Here is a 25,670-nt window from a genome sequence, read left to right on the forward strand (position 1 = left end):
TACTCGAGCATAGGTTATATTGTCAGTTGTTTACTAGTGTTAGGTCATTAGTCAATTCAGGCATGCTCTTATAATATTCGACGTTAATCAAATTATACCGCGCAGTTGTTAAGCAATTTGTTCGGTTTTACTTAGGTGATGCAATGTTTGATATTAAAGCGCTTAGCAGTGAAAACTCAGAAAAAATTCAAGCAAAAATCGATGGTAAAACTAAACCCTTGGGGGCTTTGGGTGATCTTGAAGTGCTCGCAAAACAAATTGCACAAATTCAGTTAACAACTAACAAAGCTAATTCCTTCGAATTATCTCAACAAAAACTTTCAATCAAAACTCCTCACTTAACGGTATTTGCTGGCGACCATGGTATTGCAAGTGAAGGTGTTTCTATCGCGCCAAGTGATGTTACTAGCCAAATGGTGGCTAATTTTGCTAACGGAGGGGCGGCTATAAATGTATTTTGTCGCCAATTTGGTTGGCAACTTAATGTTGTTGATGCTGGTATTTTGCATGCACCAACCGCTTCATTACCGGTGATTAATCAACGCTTAGGTAATATCACCAAACCAATAAACCAACAGCCAGCCATGACTGAAGCGCAAGTCGAGCAAGGTTTTGAATTTGCTAAACAGCATATAGCCAATATTAGCCAAACGGGCTGCAATGTTGTCTCTTTTGGTGAAATGGGCATAGGCAATACCACGATTGCATCCGCCATTATGGCAGCGTTAATGAAAGTGCCAGCGAGCGAAGTTGTTGGTCGTGGTACTGGTGTTTCAGATGAGGTAGTTAAAAAGAAACAACAAGTCATAGAACAAGCATTAGCTTTACATGCTGGAAATTTAACGGACGCGAAAGCTATTTTACGCTGTTTAGGTGGCTTTGAAGTAGTACAAATGACTGCCGCTATGTTAGCGGCAGCAGAAAGCAAAATGTTGATTATTGTAGATGGCTTTATTTGTACTGCAGCTGCCATGTTAGCAATTGAATTAAACGCGAATGTAAAAGGTTATATGGTCTTTGCTCACTGCTCAGGCGAGCAAGGCCATCAAAAAATGTTGCAATGGTTAGCGGTTAAACCGTTATTAAACTTAGGTTTACGTTTAGGAGAGGGCACTGGCGCAGCATTAGCACTGCCAATGCTTCAAGCCGCTGTTGGGTTTTATAATGACATGGCGAGCTTTGCCGATGCTGAGGTAACTGATGTTACTTAAGCAAAGCATGCTACGCGAGCAATGGCACCTAATACTATTAGCGATAAGCTTTTTCACCCGTATACCAGTGAAACTAAAAGTTGATGTTACCGCCAGTATGCTTAATCAAGCTAGTCGCTATTTTGCTTTAGTTGGCGTGTTAATTGGCGGCTGTTCAGCCGTAGCTTTTTATCTTAGTGCAATGTTATTACCTGTCGAGATCGCACTTTTAATTTCAATGTTTTGCAGTGTATTGCTCACAGGCGCTTTTCATGAAGACGGTTGGGCTGATGTATGGGATGGCTTCGGCGGCGGTTGGACGGTCGAAAACAAGCTTAATATCATGAAAGATAGTCGTTTAGGCACTTACGGTGCAGCGGCATTATTTTTCATTTTAATGGTTAAGTATCAAGCTTTAGTCGCTCTTGTTGGCAACGCTAATAACAACGAGCTTTTATCTGTAGAAGCACTGAATATATTATCGGTTCTATTACTAGGGCATTGTTTAAGCCGTGTTGTAGCAACCAGTTTAATTGCTGATATGCCTTATGTCAGCGAAGATGCAACATCAAAAGTTAAGCCCTTAGCACAAGTGTTATCAAGCAATAGTTATTTAATTTTGCTGGCAACAGGCGCTGTGGTTATTGCCTTTACTTTATCATTTAGCATGGCTTGGCAATTAGTGGCTATTTTGCTCATTACTCGCTGGTGTTTAAAACGCTGGTTCACTAAACAACTAGGCGGCTACACCGGAGATTGTTTAGGCGCAGCGCAGCAGCTTTCGGAAGTCGTTGTTTATATTGCTTTATTGTCACTGACAGGGGCGAGTTGATGAATAAGATACAGCTTATTTTAGGCGGCGCTCGTTCTGGTAAAAGTTCTTTAGCCGAAAGTTATGCTAAGTCATCAAACCTACCAGTAATTTATATCGCAACAGCGCAGGCATTAGATAGTGAAATGCAGCAACGCATTGCGCAACATCAAGCTGACCGTCCTGAACATTGGCAACTAGTAGAGTCGCCATTATTGCTAGGCAAAACCATAGATTTAGTTATTGAAAGTTGTCAGCAAGATATCTGCATATTGGTCGATTGTTTAACACTGTGGCTCAGTAATAGTTTATGTAAGCCCAATGTTGAAGCGGGTCATACCTCAGAATGTAATCTTGATTATTGGCAAAAAGAAAAGCAGCAATTTTTGACACAATTAGAAAGCATAAAACTTTGTTCGAGCAATAAAAATAAACGTGTTGAAATCATTTTAGTCAGCAATGAAGTGGGTCATGGCATAGTGCCTATGGGCGAATTATCACGCCAGTTTGTTGATCAAGCGGGCTGGTTACATCAAGCCATTGCAAGCCTTGCTGATAATGTTGAATTTGTGATGGCAGGTTTGCCTTTATCATTAAAGTCGCCAAAAGCTGTTAAGGATAAATCGTGAAAACATTGATGGTGCAAGGCACCACTTCTGATGCAGGAAAAAGCACCTTAGTTGCTGGATTATGTCGGGTTCTCGTTAATGCTGGTATTAATGTTGCGCCATTTAAACCACAAAATATGGCGTTAAATAGCGCGGTAACGAAAGATGGTGGTGAAATTGGTCGAGCACAAGCATTACAAGCGATTGCCGCGAAAGTTGAAGCACGAGTTGATTTCAACCCTATTTTACTAAAACCTAACAGTGACACTGGCGCGCAAGTGATTGTTCACGGCAAAGCTTTATCGAACATGGAAGCGGGTAAGTATCACGACTACAAAAAAGTAGCGATGCAAGCGGTGGTTGAGTCACATCAGCGATTGGCAAATGATCATGATGTGCTGTTAGTGGAAGGGGCCGGTAGCCCAGCAGAAATTAACTTACGCGCTCATGATATTGCCAATATGGGCTATGCCGAAAAAGTAGATTGTCCAGTTTTATTAGTGGCTGATATTGACCGCGGTGGCGTTTTTGCGCACTTAGTGGGTACGCTTGAATTATTGTCAGAATCAGAACAAGCAAGAGTTAAAGGTTTTATCATCAACCGTTTTCGTGGTGATATTAAGTTATTAGAATCTGGCTTAGATTGGCTTGAACAGCGAACAGGAAAACCTGTATTAGGCGTGTTGCCCTATTTACATGACTTAGCGTTAGACGCCGAAGATGCCGTAGCGTTAGATAATAAAGTCACACAAGCTAAGGTTAAAATTTTTGTACCTTTGCTGCCACATATGAGCAACCATACCGATTTTGACTCATTACGTTTACAGCCCAATATTGACTTACAATACATTCGAATTGGTCAGTCGTTACATGGTGCTGATTTAATTATTATTCCAGGCAGTAAAAATGTCACGTCTGATTTAACCTTTTTAAAGCAACAAGGTTGGCAGCAAGAAATTGAGCAACACTTGCGCTATGGCGGCAAGGTTATGGGGATTTGTGGTGGCTATCAAATGTTGGGTAAACAAATATTTGACCCTGAGCATATTGAATCACATGTTGAACAAATATCAGGCTTAGGCTTATTGGATTTCAATACCACTTTAACGCGAGAAAAAACCTTAACGCAGGTAAGTGCGAGTATGAGTTTAAATGGTGAAACTTGTCAGTTAACAGGTTATGAAATTCATTGTGGTGTTTCAACAGGGCCAGCGTTATCTAAACCACTACTACATATTGAAAGTGATGGGTTAGGCAAAAAGCAATATACACCTGACGGCTGTATTTCTGATGATAAGCAAATCATTGCCACTTATCTTCATGGTTTTTTTGACTGCCCTGAGCCAACACAAGCAGTACTCAACTGGTTAGGTATTAATGATTTAGTGCAACCCGTTATCGATATCAATCAGCACCGAGAAGCGCAGTTAGAGCGTTTGGCTGATATCTGTCAGCAGCATTTAGATATGGAAAAAATTCAAAGCATTATTGCACAAGGTGTCGATACGCCAAGCGGTAAAGGTTAAGTCTTCATTTTGAAGTTGTTGTTGCTAACAACAATAAAACTAGCGAGTCGATGTATTCGATTTAGCAATGAAAAAAATTTAAATAAGCGACAGTAACTAAATATCTTAGTTACTGTTTAACATAGTAAGTTCGAGGGAAGAAGGTGAGAAGCCTTCACTGCCCCCGCAACGGTAATTATAACGTAAGTAAATCTTCGTTATATAAGTCCGAGCACTTGAATTTACTTAATTCACACTGCGTTTATGCAGTAATAAATATGGTGCGGTGGGCATCATTAATGAGGTCATATGAACATTAAGCAAAATAACTTTTTCAAAAAATCATTTTTATCATTGGCAATTGCCGGTGCTATGTCGACATCTTTTATCGCTTCAGCGAACGCAGAAAAAAGTATGGAAGATATAGAAGTATTAACAGTAACTGCAACACGCTCTAGTTTGAACATTGATGATGCGTTAACTAGCCAAGTGGTTATTACCCGCGAAGATATCGAATTAGCTAATCCAATTTCTGTTTTAGATTTACTATCGTCAGTACCCAGTATTGATGTCGCCTCGAATGGCGGTAAAGGGCAAACTGGTTCTATATTTATGCGTGGCACAGGCTCAGATCATACCTTAGTGCTTATTGATGGTGTTCGCGTAAGCTCAGCAACGTCAGGTGGTACAAGCTTTAGTACAATTTCTCCTGAAATGATTGAACGTATTGAAATCGTGCAAGGGCCACGTGCTGCATTATGGGGATCTGACGCAATTGGTGGTGTTATTCAAATTTTCACTCGTCAATTATCTAATGGTGAGTTTTTTGCTGGTGCTAGCTTTGGCACTGATAGTTATAAAAAGTACAAAGCCGGCGTTGGTATTAGCCATGGTGACGGTCAAACAACGATTACGGTAAGTAAAGAGCAAAGTGATGGTTATGATGTCACAGAATCTGACGGCGCTGATGCAGATGATGATGGTTACGACTTTACTTCTGTTGCCATTCGCGGTCAGCAAAAAGTAACTGATGAGTTTTCATTAGACTGGTTATTATCAAGCGATAGTGGTGATAATGAATTTGATGGTTACTATAATGGTTCAGATATCAAAAATCATGCGTGGTTAGTACGTGCAAATTACCAAAGTGACTTTAACGGTATTGCTAACCAGACTGTATTCTCTGTTGGTCAAAACCGCGATAGCGCAGATAGTCTGAGAGATGGAGAGTCACAAGGTGTTTTCGAAACGCGTCGTAATCAGTACTCAATTGTTAACAATAGTGAGCTTTCTGAAAATTTACAGTTAAACCTTGGTGTTGACCATTATCAAGATGATGTTTCTAAAAGTACGACAACTTATGATATTGAAGAACGCGATACTACAGGTGTATTTGTTCATACCTTATATACAAAAAATGCGTGGACTTATGAAGCAACCTTAAGACATGACAATGTTGAAGATATTGAATCAGAAAATACATACAACTTAGGCTTAGGATATGCTTTTAATGATGATAGCCGTATTGTTGTAAACCATGGAACTGGTTTTAAAGCACCTACATTTAACGATTTATATTACCCATGGGGCGGGAATGATGACTTAGTTTCTGAGTTCTCTAAATCATCAGAAATATTCTTCGAAACTAAGCTTGACGACATCAATGTTAGTTGGAATTTCTATCATTCAAATGTTGATAACTTAATTGTTTGGGATGGCAGTAAAGCAGATAATATTGAAGAAACAGAAATTAATGGCCTTGAATTCGCATTGAACTTCGACAAGTTAGGCGGAACTCATGACTTTAATATGTCGTACACTGATGCTGAAGATAAACAGACTAAGAAGCAACTTGTTCGCCGTGCAAAAGAGAAGTTTAACTATAAGTTTACAACCTCAATTAGTGCTGCTGATCTTTACGTAGAGTATCAATTTGTTGGTTCTCGTTTGGATAGAGGTGATGTTGAACTAAGTAGTTACCAACTAGTAAACTTAGGTTTGAATTATGATATTTCGGATAACTTAAGTTTATCGTCACGTGTGACAAACTTACTAGATAAAGAGTATCAAACGGCTAATACTTACAATACGCAAGAGCGTGCATTTTATGTAGGTATTACTTACCAGAATTAAGATTGTTATCTTAGTCTAGAGTTAAAAAGGCACCAAATTCGGTGCCTTTATTTTTTCCGAGTTACTTTAGAATACTACTTAGCTGAATTGGGTTAACTTACTGTGTGAGCTTAACTGTGTCAGCGCATTGATACATGCTGCTTTAAGTCTGGCCATTTCAGGCTCTAAAGCAATACCAAACCTAAGCGTATCTAGTTCATCTGAAAGTCGGCAATAAACGCCTTGTTTACATAATAAATGATAAAGCGCTTTGGCATTGTCGGCTTGATGAAAACTTAAGGTGAGAAATAAATCACAGCCGTGAATATTACTGACTAATTTTGAGGTAAATACCTGCCACAATAACGCTTCTTGTTGTTCACGTAAGGTATGTAATTTGTCGCGTTGCTGGTTGTGCCAGATATGATCACCTAGGGCTTTTTCTGCGATAATTTGCGCAGGACCATTGACATGCCATGGACCCAGCAATTCATTAAATTTTTGGCACCAATAATTATCAGCCACCAAAAAGCCAATACGAATACCAGCTAAACCAAAAAATTTGCCAAATGAACGTAGCACTAAAACATGTGCGTCGCCGGTTTGCGGGCAATAAGATTGTTCTTTAGGCATCACATCAATAAAGGCTTCATCGACAACCAATAAGCCATTAAGCTGTTTTAATCGTTGATGATATTGTTTAATGATATCGCGAGGAAAAAACTGCCCGGTTGGATTATTCGGGTTGATGATCACAACGACACTGTTCGGCTTTAATTCTGTTATTTCCGGCAAGGTTTCTTGATAAAAATGTAGTGTGAAACCCGCCATTTTCCATGCTTGAGCATGTTCTTTATAGCCACGTTCCGGCAAATACACATCTTGGCTTGCCATATTTTGCTGGCGATATAATTCAGGCAGAGTTTTAATAATTGACTGACTGCCATTGGTGATAACAAGCTCTGAACATTGATAATATTGTTTTGCCGTTGCGATTAACTTTGGGCTTAGTTGTGGTAGCTGTTGCCAAGCACGCAAGGGAATATCTGGAATAGGGTAACTTATCGGTGCTATTCCTGTTGATAAATCGAGCCAGTCTGCCACAGGAATTTTATATTGCTCTGCAACTTGTTGAAGCTGTCCACCATGAATTAACGCCATTTTCTTCCTATTGCTGCACTGAATTTGTTTTCTAGAGTTATTGAAGATTATTGCAAGTAAATGATTAATTGAAAAACGAATACCGCAATAAGTAGCAGTAAACTGGCTCGGCTGACGAGCTTTAAACTAGCTGGAATATCTTCACTGCTAACCTTATTGCCTGAGGCATCGCAGCCTTCACCTAAAGTGACAGAGTGAACCTTTTTACCATGATAATGAGCACTGCCGCCGAGTTGTCTGTTCATTACCGTGGCACCAGCGGCCATTACCCAACCACCATTATGACTTTTATATTGGTTACCTTGTCGATAGGCATTAGCGATTGCTTGAATGAAATGCCTTTGCTTCAGTCCTTGTATTGCATATAAAAGCGTACAGCACTTTCCTGAAATGAATCCTAGTAAATCGTCCAATCGAGCACTTGCATAGCCGAAATTGATAAAGCGCGCGTTTTTATAGCCCCACATCGCATCTAACGTATTGGCGAGTCGATGTAAAATGACCAAAGGCGCTCCACCAATAATATAGTAAACCAGCGATGCAATAACGGCGTCGTGACCATTTTCAAGCATAGACTCAACCGTTGCTCGTGACATTTCTTGTTCGCTAAGCTGTGAAGTTTCTCTGCTAACAATGTAGCCGGTAAAATGCCGTGCAGATTTTAAATCGCCTGATTTTAGCGGTCGATAAATTTGCATCGCATGTTCTTTTAAGCTGGTTAACCCCAGTGCTAAATAAAGCACTATAGCGTCAATAAATATTTGCCAATACCAAACTAAATCCTGCAAAAAATAAACAAATAATATCGGCAACGGCAACACCAATAAACACCAAGCAATTGTGCCAAGAGCTTTTGTTTTTAAGATGTTTTGATTTGCATTAACTTGTGTTGAAGCGCCTGGATTTTGCAGGCTTATATTAAGTAATGCTGCTAATTTTGTCGCTAAGTAACCAAAAGCCACTAAGTAATGAAAACGTTTTGCTTCACCAAGTAGTTTATCGAGAATAAGCGCAAGCGACAGGGTAATAGCAAGTGAAAATTCAGGTGCTAATATCAGTATTTTTTCAATAACTTCGCTAATTAAATGACTATCCATTGCTATTGCCAAAACCTAGCACTGAATGATGATGAAAATTAAATGGCTATTTTTCATATTTATTTGGAGACCTGCTGATTCTCAAGGTGAAAGCATTGCTGCTGATAGCTTAAAGTAAACAAGCAGCCATTGTCGAATAGCTCATATGCGTTATTGTTAGAGCTAACGCCTAACTTAGCTAAAAAACAGCGTAATGCTTCACCATGAAATATCACCAGTAAGTTTTTATTTGAGTATTTTTCGGCAAGGTTTTCTAATGCTTGGTATACCCGAGAGCCACAGTCGACAGCGCTTTCGCCATCTGCAGGTTTGAGCTGGGTAAACTGATGCAATAACTCATGATAATCCTCATCTTGGCTAAAGGTTGCTACGTTTTGTCCTTGCCATTTTCCTAAGTTGCGTTCAGCCAAGCCGGTGTGAGTTTCAACAGGAACATTTAAACGATTTTGGCAGATAGTAGCGGTTTTAACTGCACGCCCTAATGATGAAGAAATAATGCGGTCGATATTTTCGTTTTGTAACGATAAGGCGATATTAGCCGCTTGAATTTTGCCTTGTTCGGTTAATTCGCTGTCGAGCTGGCCTTGAAATCTCTGTGTTTGGTTCCACAGTGTTTGCCCGTGTCGAGCTAAAAAAAAGCGAGTCGTCATTAATGGTTCTTATTTTGGTTGCGCTAAGCTCTGAGCAAAACGGGCGTTTAAGTGAAGCGCAGAATAACCAAATCAATTCTTTGGTTCAATGTAAATATCAGGGCTGACGCTTTGTGGTTAGTTCTTTAGTGCTAATAATTTGCTTTTCATTGAATAAAACTCACTCATCACGTATTATCGGCGCTGATTTAGGTGTCTTTGATTTATCTATTTTTATTTTACGTGGAAATAGCTAATTAAAGGTGAAACGTGAAACTGGTGAGAAACCAGTACTGCCCCCGCAACGGTAACTGTGAGCAGCAACAAAACCACTGTATTGACAAATATGGGAAGGTGTTGCAAATGCGATGAACAGGAGTCCGGAGACCGGCCTAAAGCAAATACTCGACAACTGCGGTGGGCGGTCATTCAGAGAACAGTTTACGGCCTAAGCTACTTTCTATGCTTGCTTGATGTGTTAATCGCGTTATTTTAGCACCTCAATGATTTATTACGCAGCGATACCGTTTACCAACTTTGATTTCTAACACCGTGAAAATTTATTTCGCATACGGGAATGTTATGAAATCAGTCAACCAAAAAACGCCAATTAGCTTACTTTTTGCAATATTTGCAGTCTTAACTTTGCTAATGTTGGCAACTCGCACTCATCATTTTGCCAGCTTAAACCACTTACCTAGCGCTTCAATCGCGATATTTTTCTTAGCTGGTATGTATTTACGTAATATGAAAGCGTTTTGGTTTTTCTATACCTTAACTTTAGTGATTGATCTTGCCTCATCGTATTTTCGTGGACAATTCGGCGATTGTATTACCACTTCTTACCCAGCATTAGTATTAAGTTACGGGGTTATGTTTGCTGCTGGCTTTTATACTAAACCTCATTGGCAGCAAAGTGCCTGGCAAAACAATATTATTAAAGTTGCTTTAGGCTTGTTTGTAGCTAGCTCAATTGCTTTTTTCATTTCCAATGGCAGTTACTATGCTTTGTCAGGAAAATTCCCAGAATTATCATGGGCTGAATACGCAACGCGTGTTGATAAATATTATTTCCGCTCTATTTCTAATCCAGTATTTTATGTGATTTCTGCGATAGTGATTGATTTCACCATTAGCCGTTTCTTAACTGATAAAGGCTTAGCCAAATCGTCACAAGATAAGGTGTAATGGCAATGAGTCAGTCAGAAACAGTGAAAGCGACAGCCGCTTTTCAGCAAAAGCCTGAACATGAAACCGGCAGCGGTACTAAGTGTTCCGCCTTAATTGTGGCAGCGCCGCATTCAGGCTCAGGAAAAACCACAGTAACCGCCGCGCTTGCGCGATATCATCGCAACCAAGGTCGTAAAGTGACGGTGTTTAAAGTTGGCCCTGACTTTATTGACCCTATGATTTTGCGCCAAGCCAGTGGTGAATTGGTTTATCAGTTAGATTTATGGTTAGTGGGTGAAAAGGGCTGCCAAGAATTGCTTTATCGTGCGGCTTTAGAATCTGATCTTATTCTTATTGAAGGTGTGATGGGCTTATTTGACGGTACGCCCAGTAGTGCTGACTTAGCCCAATACTTTAATATTCCGGTACTTGGCGTTATTGATGCAAAAGCTATGGCACAAACATTCGCTGCCGTGACCTTTGGACTTGCTAAGCTACGAGAAGATTTACCGTTTTCTGGTGTGATTGCTAATCGCGTTAATACCGATCGCCATGCAGAGTTATTGAGTAGCAGCTTGCCAGAAGAGTTTCGTTTCTACGGGCGCTTACCAAAGGATGACAGTGTCACTTTGCCTGAACGTCATTTAGGTTTAGTGCAAGCGCAAGAATTAGCGGATATTGATAGCCAGCTAGATCAGGCAGCGAGTCATATCGCTAAAACTGGCTTGACCGAATTACCTAAACAAGTAGAGTTTTTTGCGGTTGAAAATAACAGCCAAGCAGACTTTATCCATCGTGCCTTGGTGGGAACCCGAGTCATTATAGTTCGCGATAATGCCTTTAGCTTTATTTATGCTGCCAATATTGCCTTTTTGGAACAAGCTGGCGCAGAAATAACCTATTGTTCAGCATTGAATGACGCTCATTTACCTGAAGGGGATATCTTATATATTCCGGGCGGTTATCCAGAGCTGTACGCAGAAAAGTTAATGAATAATGTGACGTTTTTAAGTGACGTGAAAGACTTTGCTGCTAGCAATAAACCAATAATTGCCGAATGTGGCGGTATGTTGTATTTACTTGAGCAGCTAACTGATATGTCAGGGCAACAAATGGCAATGCTTGGCCTTATTCCTGGCAAGGCGGAAATGCAGAAAAAGCTCGCTGCAATTGGCTCACAATGGGTTGATTTATCTCCGCTTGATAAAAACAATACTGACCATGAAATTAGTCCTGAAGACCATAACGTTACGACGTCTAACAACATTATGCGTGGCCATAGTTTTCATTATTCTTGCGCGGAAATTGCTCTTGAGCCTATTTGCCTAACAACGCACCACCCAAGTGAACGAGCAGGCGAATTTGTCTATCAGCATAACAATATACTTGCGTCGTACATGCATTGGTATTTTCCGAGTAATCCCGGTTTAACCTTACGCATTTTCAATAAAAATCGATGCTTCTAATCGATTGAAAATGTACATTTCGCTCATTAAATGAAGACATTTTAGTCAGTATATTTTTGTCAGTTTTTTAATGAGCACTGTTTATTTAGTTTTTTGAGAGTTCTCATGACAAGCGCCATTGTTAGCAAACACACGACAAAGCCTTTATTAAAAAAAGGCCAGGTAAATATAGTTTTTTTAATAGCCTTTTGGCTAATCGTCTTTTTCAGTGCTGCCAGCTTACAAGCCAGTGAAATGAAAATGCTGGCGCTGGTATCTGATCGTTCAGCCGCCAGTATGGTTGCCGGTGCTCATCAGTTTTTAGCGACACAAAGTACTGATACAGCATCAACATCAAGCACGATTAATATTCGCAGCGTTAGTCAGTTAAATATTATGACTAATCAGGAAATACAGCAGCTCATTAATCAACATCAGGCATTGGTTGTTGCGGGTGTGTTTGGTGAGTCCGTTGAACGTTTGTTAGCGTTAACTTACCCCGAGCAACAAACACGGCTAATGTTAAATACCGACCGACGTTTAATGGTTTTACATCAAGACCGTAAAGGCGGAAAAGTTACTGATTTATCAAAACCGCAATTACAAAGTTTAATGGCGGCGTTAGATAAAAATGATTATTTGTCTGCACTTAGTGTAAAACAACAGCAATGGCTAGCATTTGCTTATTGGTTGCAAGCGCGTGCTTATTGGCAAAATAGGGGCAAAGAAAATTTAGGCAATTTATTTGCTTGGCTGAAAAAAATCACGCAAGCAAACTCTATCACGATTGCTTTAACCGCAGCGCCGAAAATATTGCCACTGCAACCGATACGTTTTTATTGGCAACAACAGTTAGTTAGTACTAGCGAGTTAGAACAAAAGGTAGAGGACAATGCTAGTCAGCCTTTGGTGTTTATTGTTGATCATGATACTGGCGACCAACCTGGGCAATGGCAATTACATCAGCAATTGTGTCAGCGCCAATGGCAATGTGTTTCTGTACTTGCAGGTTGGGGAAAACCCAGTGAACAAGCAATTGAAATAATACGTAATCTAAAAGTTACCCAGCCATTAGCCATTATTGCCTTACAAGATTTCGTTATTGGCGGTGGTGAAGGGCGGGAGTCAGTGTCGCAGAAATTTCAGCAGTTGAACGTTCCGGTATTTAAAGGCATTCGGGTGACTGAGCTGAGCGCGTTGGAATATCAACTTTCGCCAACAGGTTTACCGAGTGATAGTGTGCATTACCGTGTTGCCATGCCTGAATTGCAGGGCGTTTCTCAGCCACATGTGTTGGCGTTAGCATCAGCAGCTAAGCTAGACAAGTTAACAGGGGCGAGCTTATCGATTAGTGAAGTGTTAACTAATGAAGTTGAACGACTACAAGCACGAGTAAGTGCTTGGTTAGCGCTGCGCACCACTGAAAACGCGAAGAAAAAAGTTGCTATTGTTTATTATAATCATCCTCCGGGTCGCCATAATATCGGAGCCGATAACCTCGATGTTCAACAATCGCTTTGGCAAATATTACAGCAATTAAAAACGCAAGGTTATGACTTGGGCCCTGAAGTTGACTTCCCTAATTCTGCTGAAGAGCTGCTAGATATATTACAGTTGAAAGCGGTGAACTTGCCGCAAGATGCTGGCGCGCTTAATAAAATGTCACCGCTGATCAATAAAATGTCGGTACGCGACTACCAAAGCTATTTTGATACGCTACCCGAGGTTGTTAAAGCGGAAATGATTGAAGGGCCGTTAGGGCATTTGCATGCTCAGGTTAACACTTACCTTTTTGCCCAAGGTCAAACGGAATTAGCACAGCTGTCAACGGTTGAGCGTAATAAGGTTTTACAGGCGTTATTAGCTAATGTTGAAAGTACTTCTGTCGACTTACATCATGCCCTTGATGGTATTCGACATCAAGGCCGAACACGGGCGTTAGATTTACTTGAACAGTTAACCGAGCAATATCGTCATTTAATTGTGTTAAAACAGGCAAATAATGATATTCCCGCCAAGCAATGGCAAAGCGCGAACGAACTTAAAAATGCCTTAATTGCGATGCAAATTGAAGGCATTCGAGGTTGGGGTAATGTGCCGGGCAAAACCATGGTGTGGAATAATGAAATTCTGTTGCCTGGTGTTCAGTTTGGTAACGTATTTTTAGGGCCTCAGCCACCAAGAGGCTGGGAGCTGAATGAAGAATTATTACATGCCAATATGACCTTTCCACCGCCACATCAATACTTGGCTTTTTATTATTATTTACGTGATGTTTTTAAAGCTAATGCCATAGTGCATTTAGGCCGACATTCCACTTATGAATTTTTACCTAAACGTGCGGTTGGACTATCGGCTAGTGACTATCCATCACTGATTATTGAAAGTATTCCAAGTATTTACCCCTACATTGTTGATGGTGTCGGTGAAGGTATTCAAGCGAAACGCCGTGGTATTTCGGTGATGTTAGATCATTTAACACCACCTTTGGCAACCACTGAATTGTATGATGGTTTATTGCAGTTACGTCAGCTCATTGAAAGTGCTGAAGCGGCTTCGAATGACGATACCAAGAAAAAGGCGATTAAAGCCTTACGTCATAAAATTGAAGTGCTGAATTTAACCGATGAGCTGGTTGCTAGTATGGATGAAGAACTGCAAGTTCGTGGTATTGGTTTTGGTGAGGTTGATGACGACTTTTTACTGCATGAAGTTGGGCATTATCTCACTAAGCTACAAGAAGATTTTATGCCATTAGGTTTGCACGTTTATGGTAAAGACTGGCAACAAGAAGCCATTGATACCATGATGGTTTCGATTGAAAAAGGTGAGTTAGATATTGACGACAATAAGCGCGATGAAATTCAACAGAACCTGATTAAATCACCAAAAAGTGAAATGTCGGCATTTTTAAATGCCTTAAATGGTGGTTTTGTTGCGCCGGGTAAAGGCAATGATCCAATCAGAACTCCAGATGCTTTACCGACCGGACGCAATTTCTATGCACTTGACGGTAGCTTGATCCCATCTCAGCTAGGTTTTACTACCGGCCAGCAATTAGCTGCGAAAGCGCGAGCAGAAAATCCGATTGTTGATAAAAACCACAAAGAGGCGGTCATTTTATGGGCTTCTGACGCGGTGCGTGATGAAGGTGCCATGATCGCTTTTGGTATGGATATGCTTGGCGTGCAGCCGGTGTGGAATCGACGGGGCATTTTAAAATCGCTGAAACTTGTCGAACTTAATAAAACACGTAAAGAGCGTCGAGATATCGTTTTCACCACCTCAGGCTTGTTCCGTGATTTATATGCTCAACAATTGGCGTGGTTAGATCGCTCAGTGTTATTGGCATTAGCGGCGAGTAAAAAAGTAATCGAGCGTGACCACCCAGCGTTAATCAGTGCCTTACATGCGGCACTAACACCGGTTGAACATATGCTTTCGCAACAAAGTCATAACTTCGATGAAAGCATAGAAACTAATATGGTTGCCAGCAATTGGTTACGTGAAGCGCAAGCACTGTTGCGAGCAAATGGCCAAATAAGTCCAGAATTGTTAGGCCGTCAGGCTAGTTATCGAATTTTCGGTACTGCGCCCGGTGCTTATGGCGCGGGTATCAACCGTTTGGCTGAGCGCTCTGGCGCATGGCAAGAACGTAAGCAATTAGGCGAAGCGTATATCAAACGTATGAGCCATGCTTATGGTGTGCCAAATGAAAATACAGCCATGGGCAGCAATGTACAAAGCTTGTTTCGCCAACAACTCGCCAATGTTAATAATACTTATCTAGGGCGCGCGAGTAACCTTTATGGCTTGATTGATAATAATGATGCTTATGACTACTTAGGTGGGCTTAATTTGGCAATTGAAACCATTGCTGGTCAGCAGCCAAATAGTTTTGTGATATCACACGCAAACAATCAACAGTTGTCGATAGACCCATTACAAACCGCGTTATTGTCAGAGTTACGCGGACGCTTTTTAAATCGACAATGGATTCAACCGCTGATGAAACAAGGTTATGCAGGCGCAAGAACCATGGGCAGTGAGTTTATTGAAAACCTATGGGGCTGGCAGGCAACAAGTCCAGAAATTATTAAGTCTTGGGTTTGGCAAGATTTAAAAGCCATTTATATCGACGACAGCTTAGAACTTGGTTTAGATGAATTCTTGCAAGAAAAACATAATGTTCAAGTACAAAGCAATATATTAGCCATAATGTTAGTGGCAATTGAAAAAGGCTTTTGGCAAGCAGAGCCAGAAACCCAAACAGAACTTGCCGAAAAGTTTGCACAAAATATTGTGGAGCATGGCATTCCGGGCAGTGGCCATACCCATGCCAATCACCCCATTTATCAGTTTATTAAACCTATGCTGTCTGCACAGTTACAAAGCCAACTTGCTCAAGTGCTTGCTGCGGCAAACCATATGCCAAGTGGGGAACAAGGCTCTGGTGTTCAGCATATTCAAGAAATAACCGCGGTAACTCAGCAGCAAAAGCCTAGTGAGGTTGCGCCTAATAATACTCAGCCCCTTGCTGAAGAAAGTGACACTAATCAAGTGAATGAACAAGCACCACTAGTAGACCAAAAACATTTAATACTGGGCTTGATTGCTGTGGTGTTGTTACTCATGTTACTGGGTTATATACGCGCGCAACGTCAGTTACCTAAACTCTCTGATAACGTAGAGGAAAGTTAGTATGTTATATAGTTATTCATTAGATATTATGCATTTAATTACCTCTTGGTTGCTTCAACCTGTGGTGTGGGGCTTGTTGTTTTTTACTGGCTTGGCGATTTATGAGTTAGGCTTGGCCTTAGGAGAAAGATTCTCTGTTATACCGGCTTTACTGGCGGCAAAACAAAAGCAGCCATTAATAACTCAAGGGAAGAAGCGTATTGAACGCGCTGATTTTATTACCCGCATTGCGCCCATGTTAGGCTTGATGGGCACGTTAATTCCTTTAGGGCCGGGTCTCTCGGCACTTGGCTCGGGTGACATTAGTGTTTTGACAACAGCGATGACAGTGGCATTTGACACCACCATCATTGGCTTATTTTCAGGCGTTATCGGTTTTGTACTCGGAAGAATGCGCAGACGTTGGTACGACAATGCGATTGGAGAATTAGAGCTATTGGAAATAACGGAACCTGTTACTGATACCGCTAAACTAACGCCGGTTGTTGATGTTAATACGTCAGCTAATGCTTCGGTTAATACTCCAGCAAAAACCGCGTAAGGAAAATCGATGAGTGATGCATGGAGAAGTAGCCAATTCGACAGCCAAGAGCAAGAGCCGTTAGGGCCTTTGGCAAATTTAATTGATATTATGCTAGTGTTTGCATGTGGTTTAATCGCGGCTTTGGTGGCAGTAAGCCCAGATTTAGAGCAACACTTTCAAATGAAAAAAGTGGATAATAAAACCATGATCCAGCCTGTTGATTCGGTTGGCAAAGAATTGGCTTCGCCGCCAGAAACATTACAGAATAAATTACAGAGCGAAGAAGGTTACCAAGCCATGGGGCAGGTTTATCGCGACCCAGAAACCGGTAAACTGATCTTAATTAGTAACGAATAATATGAGCAAATAGATGAATAACCAAGATAAAGCAGCAAGTAAAGAGCAAAAGCATATTGAACGTCAAAAGAAAATTAAAGCAAGTGTTGATGAACGCGTTGCTCAAGCCACTGAAGAACGTGGCGTTTTCGTTGTTATCACCGGCAATGGCAAAGGTAAAAGCACTTCAGGTTTTGGTACGGTATTACGAGCGGTTGGTCACGGCCAAAAAGCGGGTGTGGTGCAGTTTATTAAAGGCACTAAATGGGAATGTGGTGAAATGAATATTCTCAAACAATTTCCTGTTCAGCATCATGTTATGGGTACAGGCTTTACGTGGGAAACCCAAAGCACAGAAACCGACAAAGCCGCAGCAAAAGTGGCATGGGAAAAGAGTAAAGAAATGCTCAGCGATGAATCCCTTGATATTGTGCTACTCGATGAAATGACCTACATGGTTAAATATGGCTACATTGAACTTGATGAAATTATTGAGGCGTTAAATAACCGTCCTAAAATGCAGCATGTGCTGATCACAGGGCGCGCTTGCCATCGTCGATTGATTGAATTGGCAGATACAGTTTCAGAAGTTCAACCAATTAAACATGCCTTTAAAGCGGGTGTAAAAGCGCAGAAAGGCTTGGACTGGTAAGTTCAAATAAACAAGCTATCTAGCTCTTATCTGATTTTGTCTAGTGAGTAACTCATGCATATTACTGCAACTTGTAAGTAATATGCATAATCCCTCATGGATATAACAAAAAATAACACAATAAGTCTTTGAAAATAAAAGATGTTGAGTTATTTTGATTGCAAATTAGTAGGTGTCATTACTGAGATGTCTACATAATTAGTTGTTATATATATGGAGAATACAGTGAAAATTGATTTGGAGTATTTGTCATCAATATTTGATGTTTTTTTAGAGGCTGAAACTGCTCATATTGATCTGTCATATTTGCAGAAATCTGGTATTAACATAGGCGGAGCAGGTAACTCTTTTGATGAATGTTTTATGTTTCATATGCAAATTGCAATTGATAGTAAGCTTATTGGAAATCAAAATGGTGATGTTCATAACTTAGGGGGAATCGGTGTCAGCCAAGGCCTAAATGGCCATGGAATTATGGTGAATACACCTATTAGGCTTACACAAAAAGGACATGACTTTGCTTCTGCTCTTAATAACAAAGAAGTATTATCCAAATTAAAGTCAGAGTTCAAAGATGCACCATTTCAAATAATATTTGAAGGCGGGCAAAAGATGATTCAACATTTCATGAAAAAGAAACTAGATAAACTATTAGAGTAATTATGTATAAAAAGTTGCTTAAACGGACACAAATATCTGGTTGTGCCCGTTCTTTATTATTATAGCCAGCCATTTTAAACTACTTAGCAAAGCGTTAAGTTGAAGGTCAAAGTGTGGATGTAAACAAGTTAGAAATTAATAAGGTTAGAATACTTGAGAACCTTGGAGTTGATGATCGCTTAACTGGGCACGAGATATTTAATTATGCACAGCATTACTTTCCATCTCTTGAAGCTAAGTACACTCCAATAAATGATAAATCACATTTTTTAAATACACTTGATTCAATACTTTATGAAACAAATGAAGATGACGGTATCTTATTGTTTATAGAATCTCATGGTAGCGAAGATGGAATTTATTTTTCTGGCGAGTTGGTTACATGGTCAGAAGTAAACAAGCAACTAAGCGATATTAATGAAAAATCATGCATGGGCTTAATAGTTGTTTTTTCTTGCTGCTATGGAGTTAACTTTTACAAAAAGACGAGCATATTAAATAAATGTCCATACTATTTGATGCTTGGGTTTAGCGGTTCAATAAACGAAGATAAATTATTTGAATGTAACAAGTTAGTACTTAAAGGTCTAATAGACGGTAAAGCGACATTAGATATTGAGAGTGAAGTTAATCTACTTTTACCAATGACTAAAACTAAAATAACTATACTCGATGCTGGAGATGTTTTTGATAATGCCATCAGGCATTACTTAATATCTTCAATGGATGAATGTGAACTTAATGAGAGAGCTATTAATAACCATAAAGAGCACTTAATTGGATGTTCAAAAATTCATGTGACTCCATTTGATTTCGACACTTTTAAAAGAATCATGTATGAGCAATTTTTGTCCAAAGATTATTTGGAAGAACATTTTTATAAGTTGAAGGACCGATTTCTTCTAACTGATAAATATATGCATTTGAATTGCAGGTTCTCATCAATGTTTGATGATATATATGAGGAACTTAACGTTGAAAAGATGCATAGTAAGATTCTTTCTGAATTAACATAGTAAGCGCATTAAACTGAAAAAAAAACAGTTGGTTATATTCCACGTTACTTCATATTTTAGCTAACTATTTTTCGCGGCTTAGCGTGTGCGAATTACACTTTCGAACTATTAAATCATCAACGGCAGCAATGAACTTCAAGCGGCCTGTCAGATATTATGAAATCTGTTCTTTATATTGACCATATTCAACCCGAGCTAATACAACTTATGCAATTGCATTAAGCACAGGTTTACCCAGAATGATCTCAGTCAACTGTGCTTGGTGTTGGCAAAACAGTTTATAAAGTTGCATTTGGTTTTTTGCTCGCACTAGGTTGTGCTCAGGGTATTGAGTTTTAAAGTATTGATCGCCATTGAGGTAGTCAGTTAAAAAGCGAATGCTGAGCATAAATGGCATTAACTTCACGCCAGTAATTAAACTGTGCTGTTCAATTTCAGATAAGGTTTCTGAAAAACCATCAAGGTAAGCTTCAGTAAGTGCCGTTAACGTATTGAAGTTTATCGACATCTTAGATATTTCAGCACTGTCTTCAGGAATTGACGAACAGCAGCTACGTATCATATCGCCAAAATCATGCATTAAATAGCCCGCCATACAGGTATCTAAGTCGATCACCGCTTTAGGTTTGTGACTGTCGTAACTAAATAACAGGTTATTTATTTTGGTATCGTTATGGGTGACGCGTAACGGTAATACGTTATTGAGGTCGTTTACTTCTTCACAAAATTTTTCTTGAGAATGAATATAACCAATGATTGACGCTGCTTGCTGCTGACGTTCAACACTGGCTTGCTTTATGGCATTTTCAAACTGATTTAATCGCGCCGATAAATTATGAAAGTCAGGGATAATATCAACCAGTAGCTTGCTGTCGAAGTCGGTCAATGCAGAGGTAAATTGTGCAAAGGCATTGGCTACTAACTTTGCTTGTTCATTGTTTTCAATGGTTTCTATGGTGTAACAGTTTTCAATGCAATGAAGGCTACGCCAATATTCGCCATTAATGTTGACATGGTTTTGCTTGTTTTTTGTTTGATATTGCCAAATAGGTTGCAGTGCGTATTGGTTTTTATCACGCTTTGCTTTTAGGTGCTGGCTAATATAATCCGCGTTATTAGTCACTTGTTCTGGCGACTTAAAAACGTGTTTATTTAAATGCTGTAAAATAAAACTCTCGTTATTAGTTTTTACGAGGTAAGTGGTGTTGATTAATCCGTTTCCCAATGGCGTTACATGGCAATATTTTGGCGTATAACCAAACTCTTCGATAACGAATGATAATGCTGTTTTTTCTTGGATTGGGATCATACTTAACGCGAATACTCTGAACGACGAAGGCACATATGCCGATATTTAGGCATATGTTAAGGCATCGTTGACCAGATGGAAAGGTATACAATTTTCCCTATATGAGCAGGTTACTTTTCAGTTCCCGTTATCGGCAAGCTAATAATAAAACAAGCACCTGATGTTTCAGGCATTGTTGTTAGTTGGTTAGGTTGTTTTGACGTTGCTGGCATTGGGGGTCTATTTTTTGCCGATATCGTACCATTATGCCAATGCACAACTTTTGCGGTGATGGCTAAGCCTAAACCAAAATGGCCTAGCTCTCTTGAGCGGTCAACGTCGAGCTTAACAAAAGGGTCGAAGATGCTGTCGATGCTTTCTTCGGGAATACCTTTGCCGTCGTCTTCAACCAGAATACGCAGCTGATTACCTTGGCGACTGGCAGAAATGCTGACTTGGCTTTCGGCATACTGAACCGCATTACTGACGAGGTTTTGAATAGCGCGATAACACCAATGCGCGTCAAGCGAGAGTTTTAGTGCTTGCTTGGTTATTTCAACGCTTGGAACGTAAATTAAGCTAACTTGGTGTTGTTCGGCAAGCGATTGAAAATCAGAACAAATAGTGGTTAGTAATTCATTAATTTCTATGGTTTCACGTTTTAGTCGAAAGCCTTGGCGCTCCATACCTGCGTATTCTAAAAAGGCGGTTGTCATGTCTTCCATACGGGTTAATTCGGTTTCCATGCGCGCTAAGTAGTGATCTTTTTTGGTGATGTCTTTAGTATCAATGGCGGCTTCAACACCAAAACGTAAACAAGACATTGGCGTGCGAATATCATGAGACATGCTGCGAGCCAGCACTTTATTATCAGCAACCAGCTTTTCAATTTGCGCCGCCATACGGTTAAAACTGTTTTCTAACAAGCTGATATAGGAAAATCGGCTTAATGGCATGCGAGTCGTTAAATTGCCAGCGCCAATTTGCGCCGCGCTATTGGTTAAAAGATATAAACGGCGAGTCAAAGGAAATAGCCATGCTAATAGAATTGCGCAAACGCCCATATAGAGGGCTGCGGTTAATAACATATTTATATTTTGGTTATCAGCAACTGGTAGAGGCAGAGAAAGTTGAATAATGTAATCAGGGTGTGCAGAAAGCTGCTTTAGTAAATAGGGCTGTGTTTCCGAGGCCAGTAATAAGCCACCGGTTTGGGTCAGTTGACTGGTTAATTCTTGCGGTAGGGCAATATTCTCACTTTTATCTAATTGTAGTGAAATTTGAAACTGTTGATTAAGTGCTTGGCTTGCTTTTGTTAGTGCGGCAACAGGTAGTTCGGATAGCTGGTGATCAAAGCCTTCAATTAATTGATGGTAAACCGCATATTCATTTTGTTCATCGACAGGAGCTTGTTTTGCAACAATTTTATCTAGCCCCCAAGTGATAATAAAGAGCGAGCCGATAACGGTTAAGATGATGCTGATATATAAACGACGCACGATTAATCGCTAGATGATCCATCATTGGTCCAAGCATCTGCTACAAATAAATAGCCTTTGCCCCAAACGGTTTTAAATTTTCTGGGCTTTTGCGGGTCATCGTTGAATATTTTTCGTAAGGTTGACAGCATAACGTCAAAGCGTCTATCTTGGCCATCATATTCACGATTTTTCAGTGCTTTAAATACCGTATCTCGGTCAATAACTTCACCGGCGTGGCTTGCTAAGAAACATAAGAAGGCAAATAAACTGGTCGATAATTCAACTTCTTTACCTTGGTAGGTTACACGGTTAGCTTCAATATTAATTAGTAAATCGCCGTGTTGAATATCAGATGATACAGCAACGGCTGGTGTGGTTTGTTTTAAAGCGCCTGCTATTCTGGCGAGTAGGGCACGTGGGCGTACAGGTTTAATAACATAGTCGTTTGCACCGGCTTCTAAGCCGATAACTTCATCGAATTCATCAGCACGAGCGGTTAACATTATGATTGGCGTTTGTAGTTTTTGGCGAATTTGTCGACATACTTCAATGCCATTTAAGCCCGGTAGCATTACATCGAGCAATACGATGTCTGCGGCGAAAGAATCTAAGGTTGCCATAACTTCATCGCCGCGAGTACAGTGCTTAACGTTAAAGCCTTGTTCGGTTAAATATTCACAGACCCAATCACCTAAGGTTAAGTCATCTTCTACTAATAAAATACGTTTTGATTCGCTCATATGCTTTCTCTTAAAATATGCGCCAGCGTCGTTTTCTTGGTGACGCTTTGTGTACCCAACTCACTTCAACAGCGGTTTCTGCTATTACTTTATCAAAGTCATAGGCAATAAGTTGATAATGCATGGTTTTATTTGATTCAAACTCAAACGTTACACTGTTTTGTTTTTGGTTAAACCAACAATCTAAGGCTTCTTTTTTACCAACTTGATAAATACAATAATTGCCTTGAACAGGTGCTTGCCAAGTAAATGTAATCGTGGCGAAACACTGACGTCCTTGTGTTAGCGTAATGCATTTTGCTGGTAAAACAGAAAATGCTGATTTAACAGTAAGCTCTGCTGGAACAGCATTGGTATTTGCGTTAGGCACAGAAACTTGCTGCGCAGAAGCGCTAACTAAATTGCCGAGATAGCAGGCTAATAAGACAATTCCTTTGTCCCATTTAGAAAACATAGATAACTCCAAGCTTCACTTTCGCTAAATCTTGCGTGTCAACTAATGGGCTGTCTTTGGTACTGTCAGAATAGTGGCTGTAAGTAAAACCACCGGCAAAAGACCAACTGGTTGAAATAGGGTGTTGAGCAAATAACTCAAGTTGTACCCGATAACCTGCATTTGCTTCGTAATATGCTCTATCAGGTGTTACTTCAGAAGAGTTAACACCATAAAAATAATCCATCACTTTTTCAGAGTAATGGGTATAGCCGCCGCTGAGGTAAATATCCCAATTTCGGTAAGGCAGCATATACGTATATAAAATATCGACTACCCAACCATTTGAATCACTTAATGGCGCTAAAGTGGCAAAATCAACCGATAGTGAAGCATTTGAGTGGTAGCGAGTGTAGCGTAATCCCACACCTTCGCCAGCGTTTCTGTCACTAAGACCTTCTAACGTAGGAATAGGTTTATCAGCATCGTCAATAATATCTTCAGGCTCATAGCCAAAGAGATAGGTTTTACTGATGATGTCTAATTCCCATTCTGGGGTAACAACTAATTGATAGCCCAGTTCAGCGCCCTGTAGCGATACTCTTCTATGGTTAGATTGAATAAAAAAGCCTTTGTAATAAACATCTAACAGTATGCCTGCACCAAAATAATCGAAAGCTTCTTCTTGGTCATGTCCAGCCAATAATGATGGATTATAGGTAACAAAAATATTACCCATTGCTTGCCAACTGAAAGTTTCATTAAAAACAGTGGTTTCGTTTTCAGGAATTTTTTCATTCGAAAAGCTTGGCAAAGCTGTCATGAGTAGCAAACTGCACAATAGGTACTTGAGCATCATTGATTTCCCATAGCTTTAAGTTGAGAACTTGAATGTTTTTTCTTCATGCTTAATGTATTTTTTATTGTTCGCATATTATTTTTATTATGAATTTATGTTTATGGATAAATACATCACAGATGTCGCTACTTGTTGTTTTGTTTATTAAGCCTAGTTAAATAAGTGCTTAATGGTCATCTTAATGTTATATCATCAAACTTGATAGTTGTTGATATGTTATCAAATGTAACTATCTGGCGTTAGTTACCCAGCCTGATAAAGTGTTTAAAAAGTGTAAGAAAGCTAAGTGCATTGAAACGTTTTCTTCATTTTATTGTCGTCGTCCTAATTTGCATGCCTATGGGCAAGGCGTATTAGAGTATCAATAATGTTGGAAGAGCTGTTATAGGCAAGTACGATTTCTCGAGTTAGTTGCAGCCCTTCAATTGGCCTAAATACAACATCTCCTTTATCGAGAATTTCTTCATGCGCTGGTAAAAATGCGCAGCCTAATCCGGCATGAACTAAGCCAATGGCATAATCAATCGTGGTTATTTTGGCGCGGATATCTAAGCTTATTCCGGCTAAAGCTAGGGTGTCCTGTAGCGTTGTCCAAGCACTGCACGGTGTGCGCTGAATAAAGGCTAAGTTGTCGAGTTGCTTTAAGGTTATGGTGTCATTCAGTGCAAATATGTGATCATAAGGTAAGGCTAACAGGTAGTCTTCTTGCCACATATCAATAAAGTGTTCTCCATCTTCTAATTCATCTTTTAAAATAATACGGGCATCGACACTTTCTGAATGAGGCACTAATGTTAGCTCAACCTCAGGTTGTGCAGCGGTGAAATCTTTAAGTAGCAAGCTCATACGCTCAACACCTAAACCTCGTGTTACGCCTAAGTTAAATGCTTGTTTGTTAGCCTTTTCAGCAAAAATAGTTTTTATTGCCCCTGCTTGCCCTAGTAACTGCTTAGCGAGTGGAAATAGTTTATCGCCTTGCTCTGTTGGCGTTACGCCACGAGCATGACGTTTAAACAAAGAAACATTAAGTTGTTGTTCTAGCTGAGCAATTGCAGATGAAATTGATGGTTGAGCAATAAAGCACGACTTTGCCGCGGCGCTAAAGCTTTTCAGTTCATAAACCGAGGTGAAATAATAAAGTGACTTTAAATCCATAAGTGTATCTTAATAACTAACTATAGCTAAAAACTATAGCAGATAAAGAAAAAGAATATTTTAACTTTGGCTAATATTTGCTTATTATTTTTGCAATT

22 protein-coding genes and 2 riboswitches are annotated in these 25,670 nt (G+C 39.9%); of the genes, 13 read left to right on the forward strand and 9 right to left on the reverse strand.

All coding sequences use genetic code 11. From position 1 onward, the window contains the following. The first annotated feature begins 143 nt into the window (after positions 1 to 143). The 5 genes from cobT to AC27HL_RS07120 all read left to right on the forward strand — a co-directional run bounded on the left by cobT (position 144) and on the right by AC27HL_RS07120 (position 6,247). On the forward strand, positions 144 to 1,211 hold the full coding sequence (cobT, locus tag AC27HL_RS07100) for a nicotinate-nucleotide--dimethylbenzimidazole phosphoribosyltransferase (RefSeq protein ID WP_487080154.1): 1,068 nt from the start codon (positions 144 to 146) through the stop codon (positions 1,209 to 1,211). Next, positions 1,201 to 2,022, forward strand: a complete 822-nt coding sequence (locus tag AC27HL_RS07105; RefSeq protein ID WP_487080155.1) for an adenosylcobinamide-GDP ribazoletransferase — start codon at positions 1,201 to 1,203, stop codon at positions 2,020 to 2,022. The genes cobT and AC27HL_RS07105 overlap by 11 nt, the downstream gene beginning before the upstream one ends. Beyond that, positions 2,022 to 2,630 carry a bifunctional adenosylcobinamide kinase/adenosylcobinamide-phosphate guanylyltransferase gene (gene cobU, locus AC27HL_RS07110; RefSeq protein ID WP_487080156.1) on the forward strand — a complete coding sequence of 203 codons (609 nt, stop codon included), beginning with the start codon at positions 2,022 to 2,024 and terminating at the stop codon, positions 2,628 to 2,630. Before AC27HL_RS07105 ends, cobU begins: the two co-directional genes overlap by 1 nt. Then, positions 2,627 to 4,135: a cobyric acid synthase gene (locus AC27HL_RS07115; protein ID WP_487080157.1), complete on the forward strand. Its 1,509-nt coding sequence runs from the start codon at positions 2,627 to 2,629 to the stop codon at positions 4,133 to 4,135. The genes cobU and AC27HL_RS07115 overlap by 4 nt, the downstream gene beginning before the upstream one ends. Positions 4,136 to 4,218: 83 nt before the next feature. Next, positions 4,219 to 4,372, forward strand: a riboswitch (cobalamin riboswitch). A 51-nt stretch (positions 4,373 to 4,423) separates the two neighbouring features. Continuing rightward, entirely contained in the window at positions 4,424 to 6,247 is a 1,824-nt protein-coding gene (locus AC27HL_RS07120) for a TonB-dependent receptor domain-containing protein (protein WP_487080158.1), read from the forward strand. A 78-nt stretch (positions 6,248 to 6,325) separates the two neighbouring features. Here AC27HL_RS07120 and cobD read toward each other — a convergent pair whose 3' ends face one another. From cobD to AC27HL_RS07135, 3 genes are read right to left on the reverse strand one after another with little or no spacing between them, the layout of a single operon-like run. Further along, positions 6,326 to 7,387 carry a threonine-phosphate decarboxylase CobD gene (gene cobD / locus AC27HL_RS07125; protein ID WP_487080160.1) on the reverse strand — a complete coding sequence of 354 codons (1,062 nt, stop codon included), beginning with the start codon at positions 7,385 to 7,387 and terminating at the stop codon, positions 6,326 to 6,328. A 47-nt stretch (positions 7,388 to 7,434) separates the two neighbouring features. Beyond that, on the reverse strand, positions 7,435 to 8,484 hold the full coding sequence (locus AC27HL_RS07130) for a cobalamin biosynthesis protein CobD/CbiB (protein WP_487080161.1): 1,050 nt from the start codon (positions 8,482 to 8,484) through the stop codon (positions 7,435 to 7,437). A 59-nt stretch (positions 8,485 to 8,543) separates the two neighbouring features. After that, positions 8,544 to 9,134, reverse strand: a complete 591-nt coding sequence (locus AC27HL_RS07135) for a histidine phosphatase family protein (protein ID WP_487080163.1) — start codon at positions 9,132 to 9,134, stop codon at positions 8,544 to 8,546. Positions 9,135 to 9,337: 203 nt separating this feature from the next. Further along, positions 9,338 to 9,523, forward strand: a riboswitch (cobalamin riboswitch). Positions 9,524 to 9,695: 172 nt separating this feature from the next. Here AC27HL_RS07135 and AC27HL_RS07140 point away from each other — a divergent pair. The 8 genes from AC27HL_RS07140 to AC27HL_RS07175 all read left to right on the forward strand — a co-directional run bounded on the left by AC27HL_RS07140 (position 9,696) and on the right by AC27HL_RS07175 (position 19,616). After that, positions 9,696 to 10,301: a hypothetical protein gene (locus tag AC27HL_RS07140; protein WP_487080165.1), complete on the forward strand. Its 606-nt coding sequence runs from the start codon at positions 9,696 to 9,698 to the stop codon at positions 10,299 to 10,301. A gap of 5 nt (positions 10,302 to 10,306) precedes the next feature. Further along, on the forward strand, positions 10,307 to 11,749 hold the full coding sequence (locus AC27HL_RS07145; RefSeq protein WP_487080167.1) for a cobyrinic acid a,c-diamide synthase CobB: 1,443 nt from the start codon (positions 10,307 to 10,309) through the stop codon (positions 11,747 to 11,749). Positions 11,750 to 11,854: 105 nt separating this feature from the next. Continuing rightward, on the forward strand, positions 11,855 to 16,429 hold the full coding sequence (locus AC27HL_RS07150) for a cobaltochelatase subunit CobN (RefSeq protein WP_487080169.1): 4,575 nt from the start codon (positions 11,855 to 11,857) through the stop codon (positions 16,427 to 16,429). 1 nt (position 16,430) lies between these two features. Further along, the gene (locus AC27HL_RS07155; protein WP_487080170.1) at positions 16,431 to 16,970 is read left to right on the forward strand and encodes a MotA/TolQ/ExbB proton channel family protein; all 540 of its coding nucleotides are present in this window, start codon (positions 16,431 to 16,433) and stop codon (positions 16,968 to 16,970) included. Positions 16,971 to 16,979: 9 nt separating this feature from the next. Then, positions 16,980 to 17,309, forward strand: a complete 330-nt coding sequence (locus AC27HL_RS07160) for a DUF2149 domain-containing protein (RefSeq protein WP_487080172.1) — start codon at positions 16,980 to 16,982, stop codon at positions 17,307 to 17,309. 13 nt (positions 17,310 to 17,322) lie between these two features. Then, a complete protein-coding gene (gene cobO, locus AC27HL_RS07165; RefSeq protein WP_487080173.1) occupies positions 17,323 to 17,940 on the forward strand; it encodes a cob(I)yrinic acid a,c-diamide adenosyltransferase in 618 nt (205 codons plus the stop codon). Between the two features lie 225 nt (positions 17,941 to 18,165). Further along, on the forward strand, positions 18,166 to 18,600 hold the full coding sequence (locus AC27HL_RS07170) for a DUF2513 domain-containing protein (protein WP_487080175.1): 435 nt from the start codon (positions 18,166 to 18,168) through the stop codon (positions 18,598 to 18,600). Between the two features lie 113 nt (positions 18,601 to 18,713). Beyond that, on the forward strand, positions 18,714 to 19,616 hold the full coding sequence (locus AC27HL_RS07175; RefSeq protein WP_487080176.1) for a hypothetical protein: 903 nt from the start codon (positions 18,714 to 18,716) through the stop codon (positions 19,614 to 19,616). 205 nt (positions 19,617 to 19,821) lie between these two features. On the opposite strand, the gene AC27HL_RS07180 is transcribed toward AC27HL_RS07175, so the two are convergent. The 6 genes from AC27HL_RS07180 to AC27HL_RS07205 all read right to left on the reverse strand — a co-directional run bounded on the left by AC27HL_RS07180 (position 19,822) and on the right by AC27HL_RS07205 (position 25,572). Further along, the gene (locus AC27HL_RS07180; RefSeq protein WP_487080177.1) at positions 19,822 to 20,925 is read right to left on the reverse strand and encodes a phosphotransferase enzyme family protein; all 1,104 of its coding nucleotides are present in this window, start codon (positions 20,923 to 20,925) and stop codon (positions 19,822 to 19,824) included. 110 nt (positions 20,926 to 21,035) lie between these two features. Next, a complete protein-coding gene (locus tag AC27HL_RS07185) occupies positions 21,036 to 22,403 on the reverse strand; it encodes a sensor histidine kinase (protein WP_487080179.1) in 1,368 nt (455 codons plus the stop codon). A 2-nt stretch (positions 22,404 to 22,405) separates the two neighbouring features. Then, positions 22,406 to 23,125: a response regulator transcription factor gene (locus AC27HL_RS07190; protein WP_487080180.1), complete on the reverse strand. Its 720-nt coding sequence runs from the start codon at positions 23,123 to 23,125 to the stop codon at positions 22,406 to 22,408. Positions 23,126 to 23,135: 10 nt separating this feature from the next. After that, positions 23,136 to 23,579, reverse strand: a complete 444-nt coding sequence (locus AC27HL_RS07195; protein WP_487080182.1) for a DUF3019 domain-containing protein — start codon at positions 23,577 to 23,579, stop codon at positions 23,136 to 23,138. Further along, positions 23,569 to 24,417 (reverse strand): MipA/OmpV family protein, encoded by an 849-nt coding sequence (locus AC27HL_RS07200; protein ID WP_487080184.1) that lies wholly within the window; start codon positions 24,415 to 24,417, stop codon positions 23,569 to 23,571. Before AC27HL_RS07200 ends, AC27HL_RS07195 begins: the two co-directional genes overlap by 11 nt. A 324-nt stretch (positions 24,418 to 24,741) precedes the next feature. Then, a complete protein-coding gene (locus tag AC27HL_RS07205) occupies positions 24,742 to 25,572 on the reverse strand; it encodes a LysR family transcriptional regulator (protein WP_487080186.1) in 831 nt (276 codons plus the stop codon). Between the last annotated feature and the right edge of the window lie 98 nt (positions 25,573 to 25,670).

It is taken from the genome of Colwellia aquaemaris, assembly GCF_057548755.1.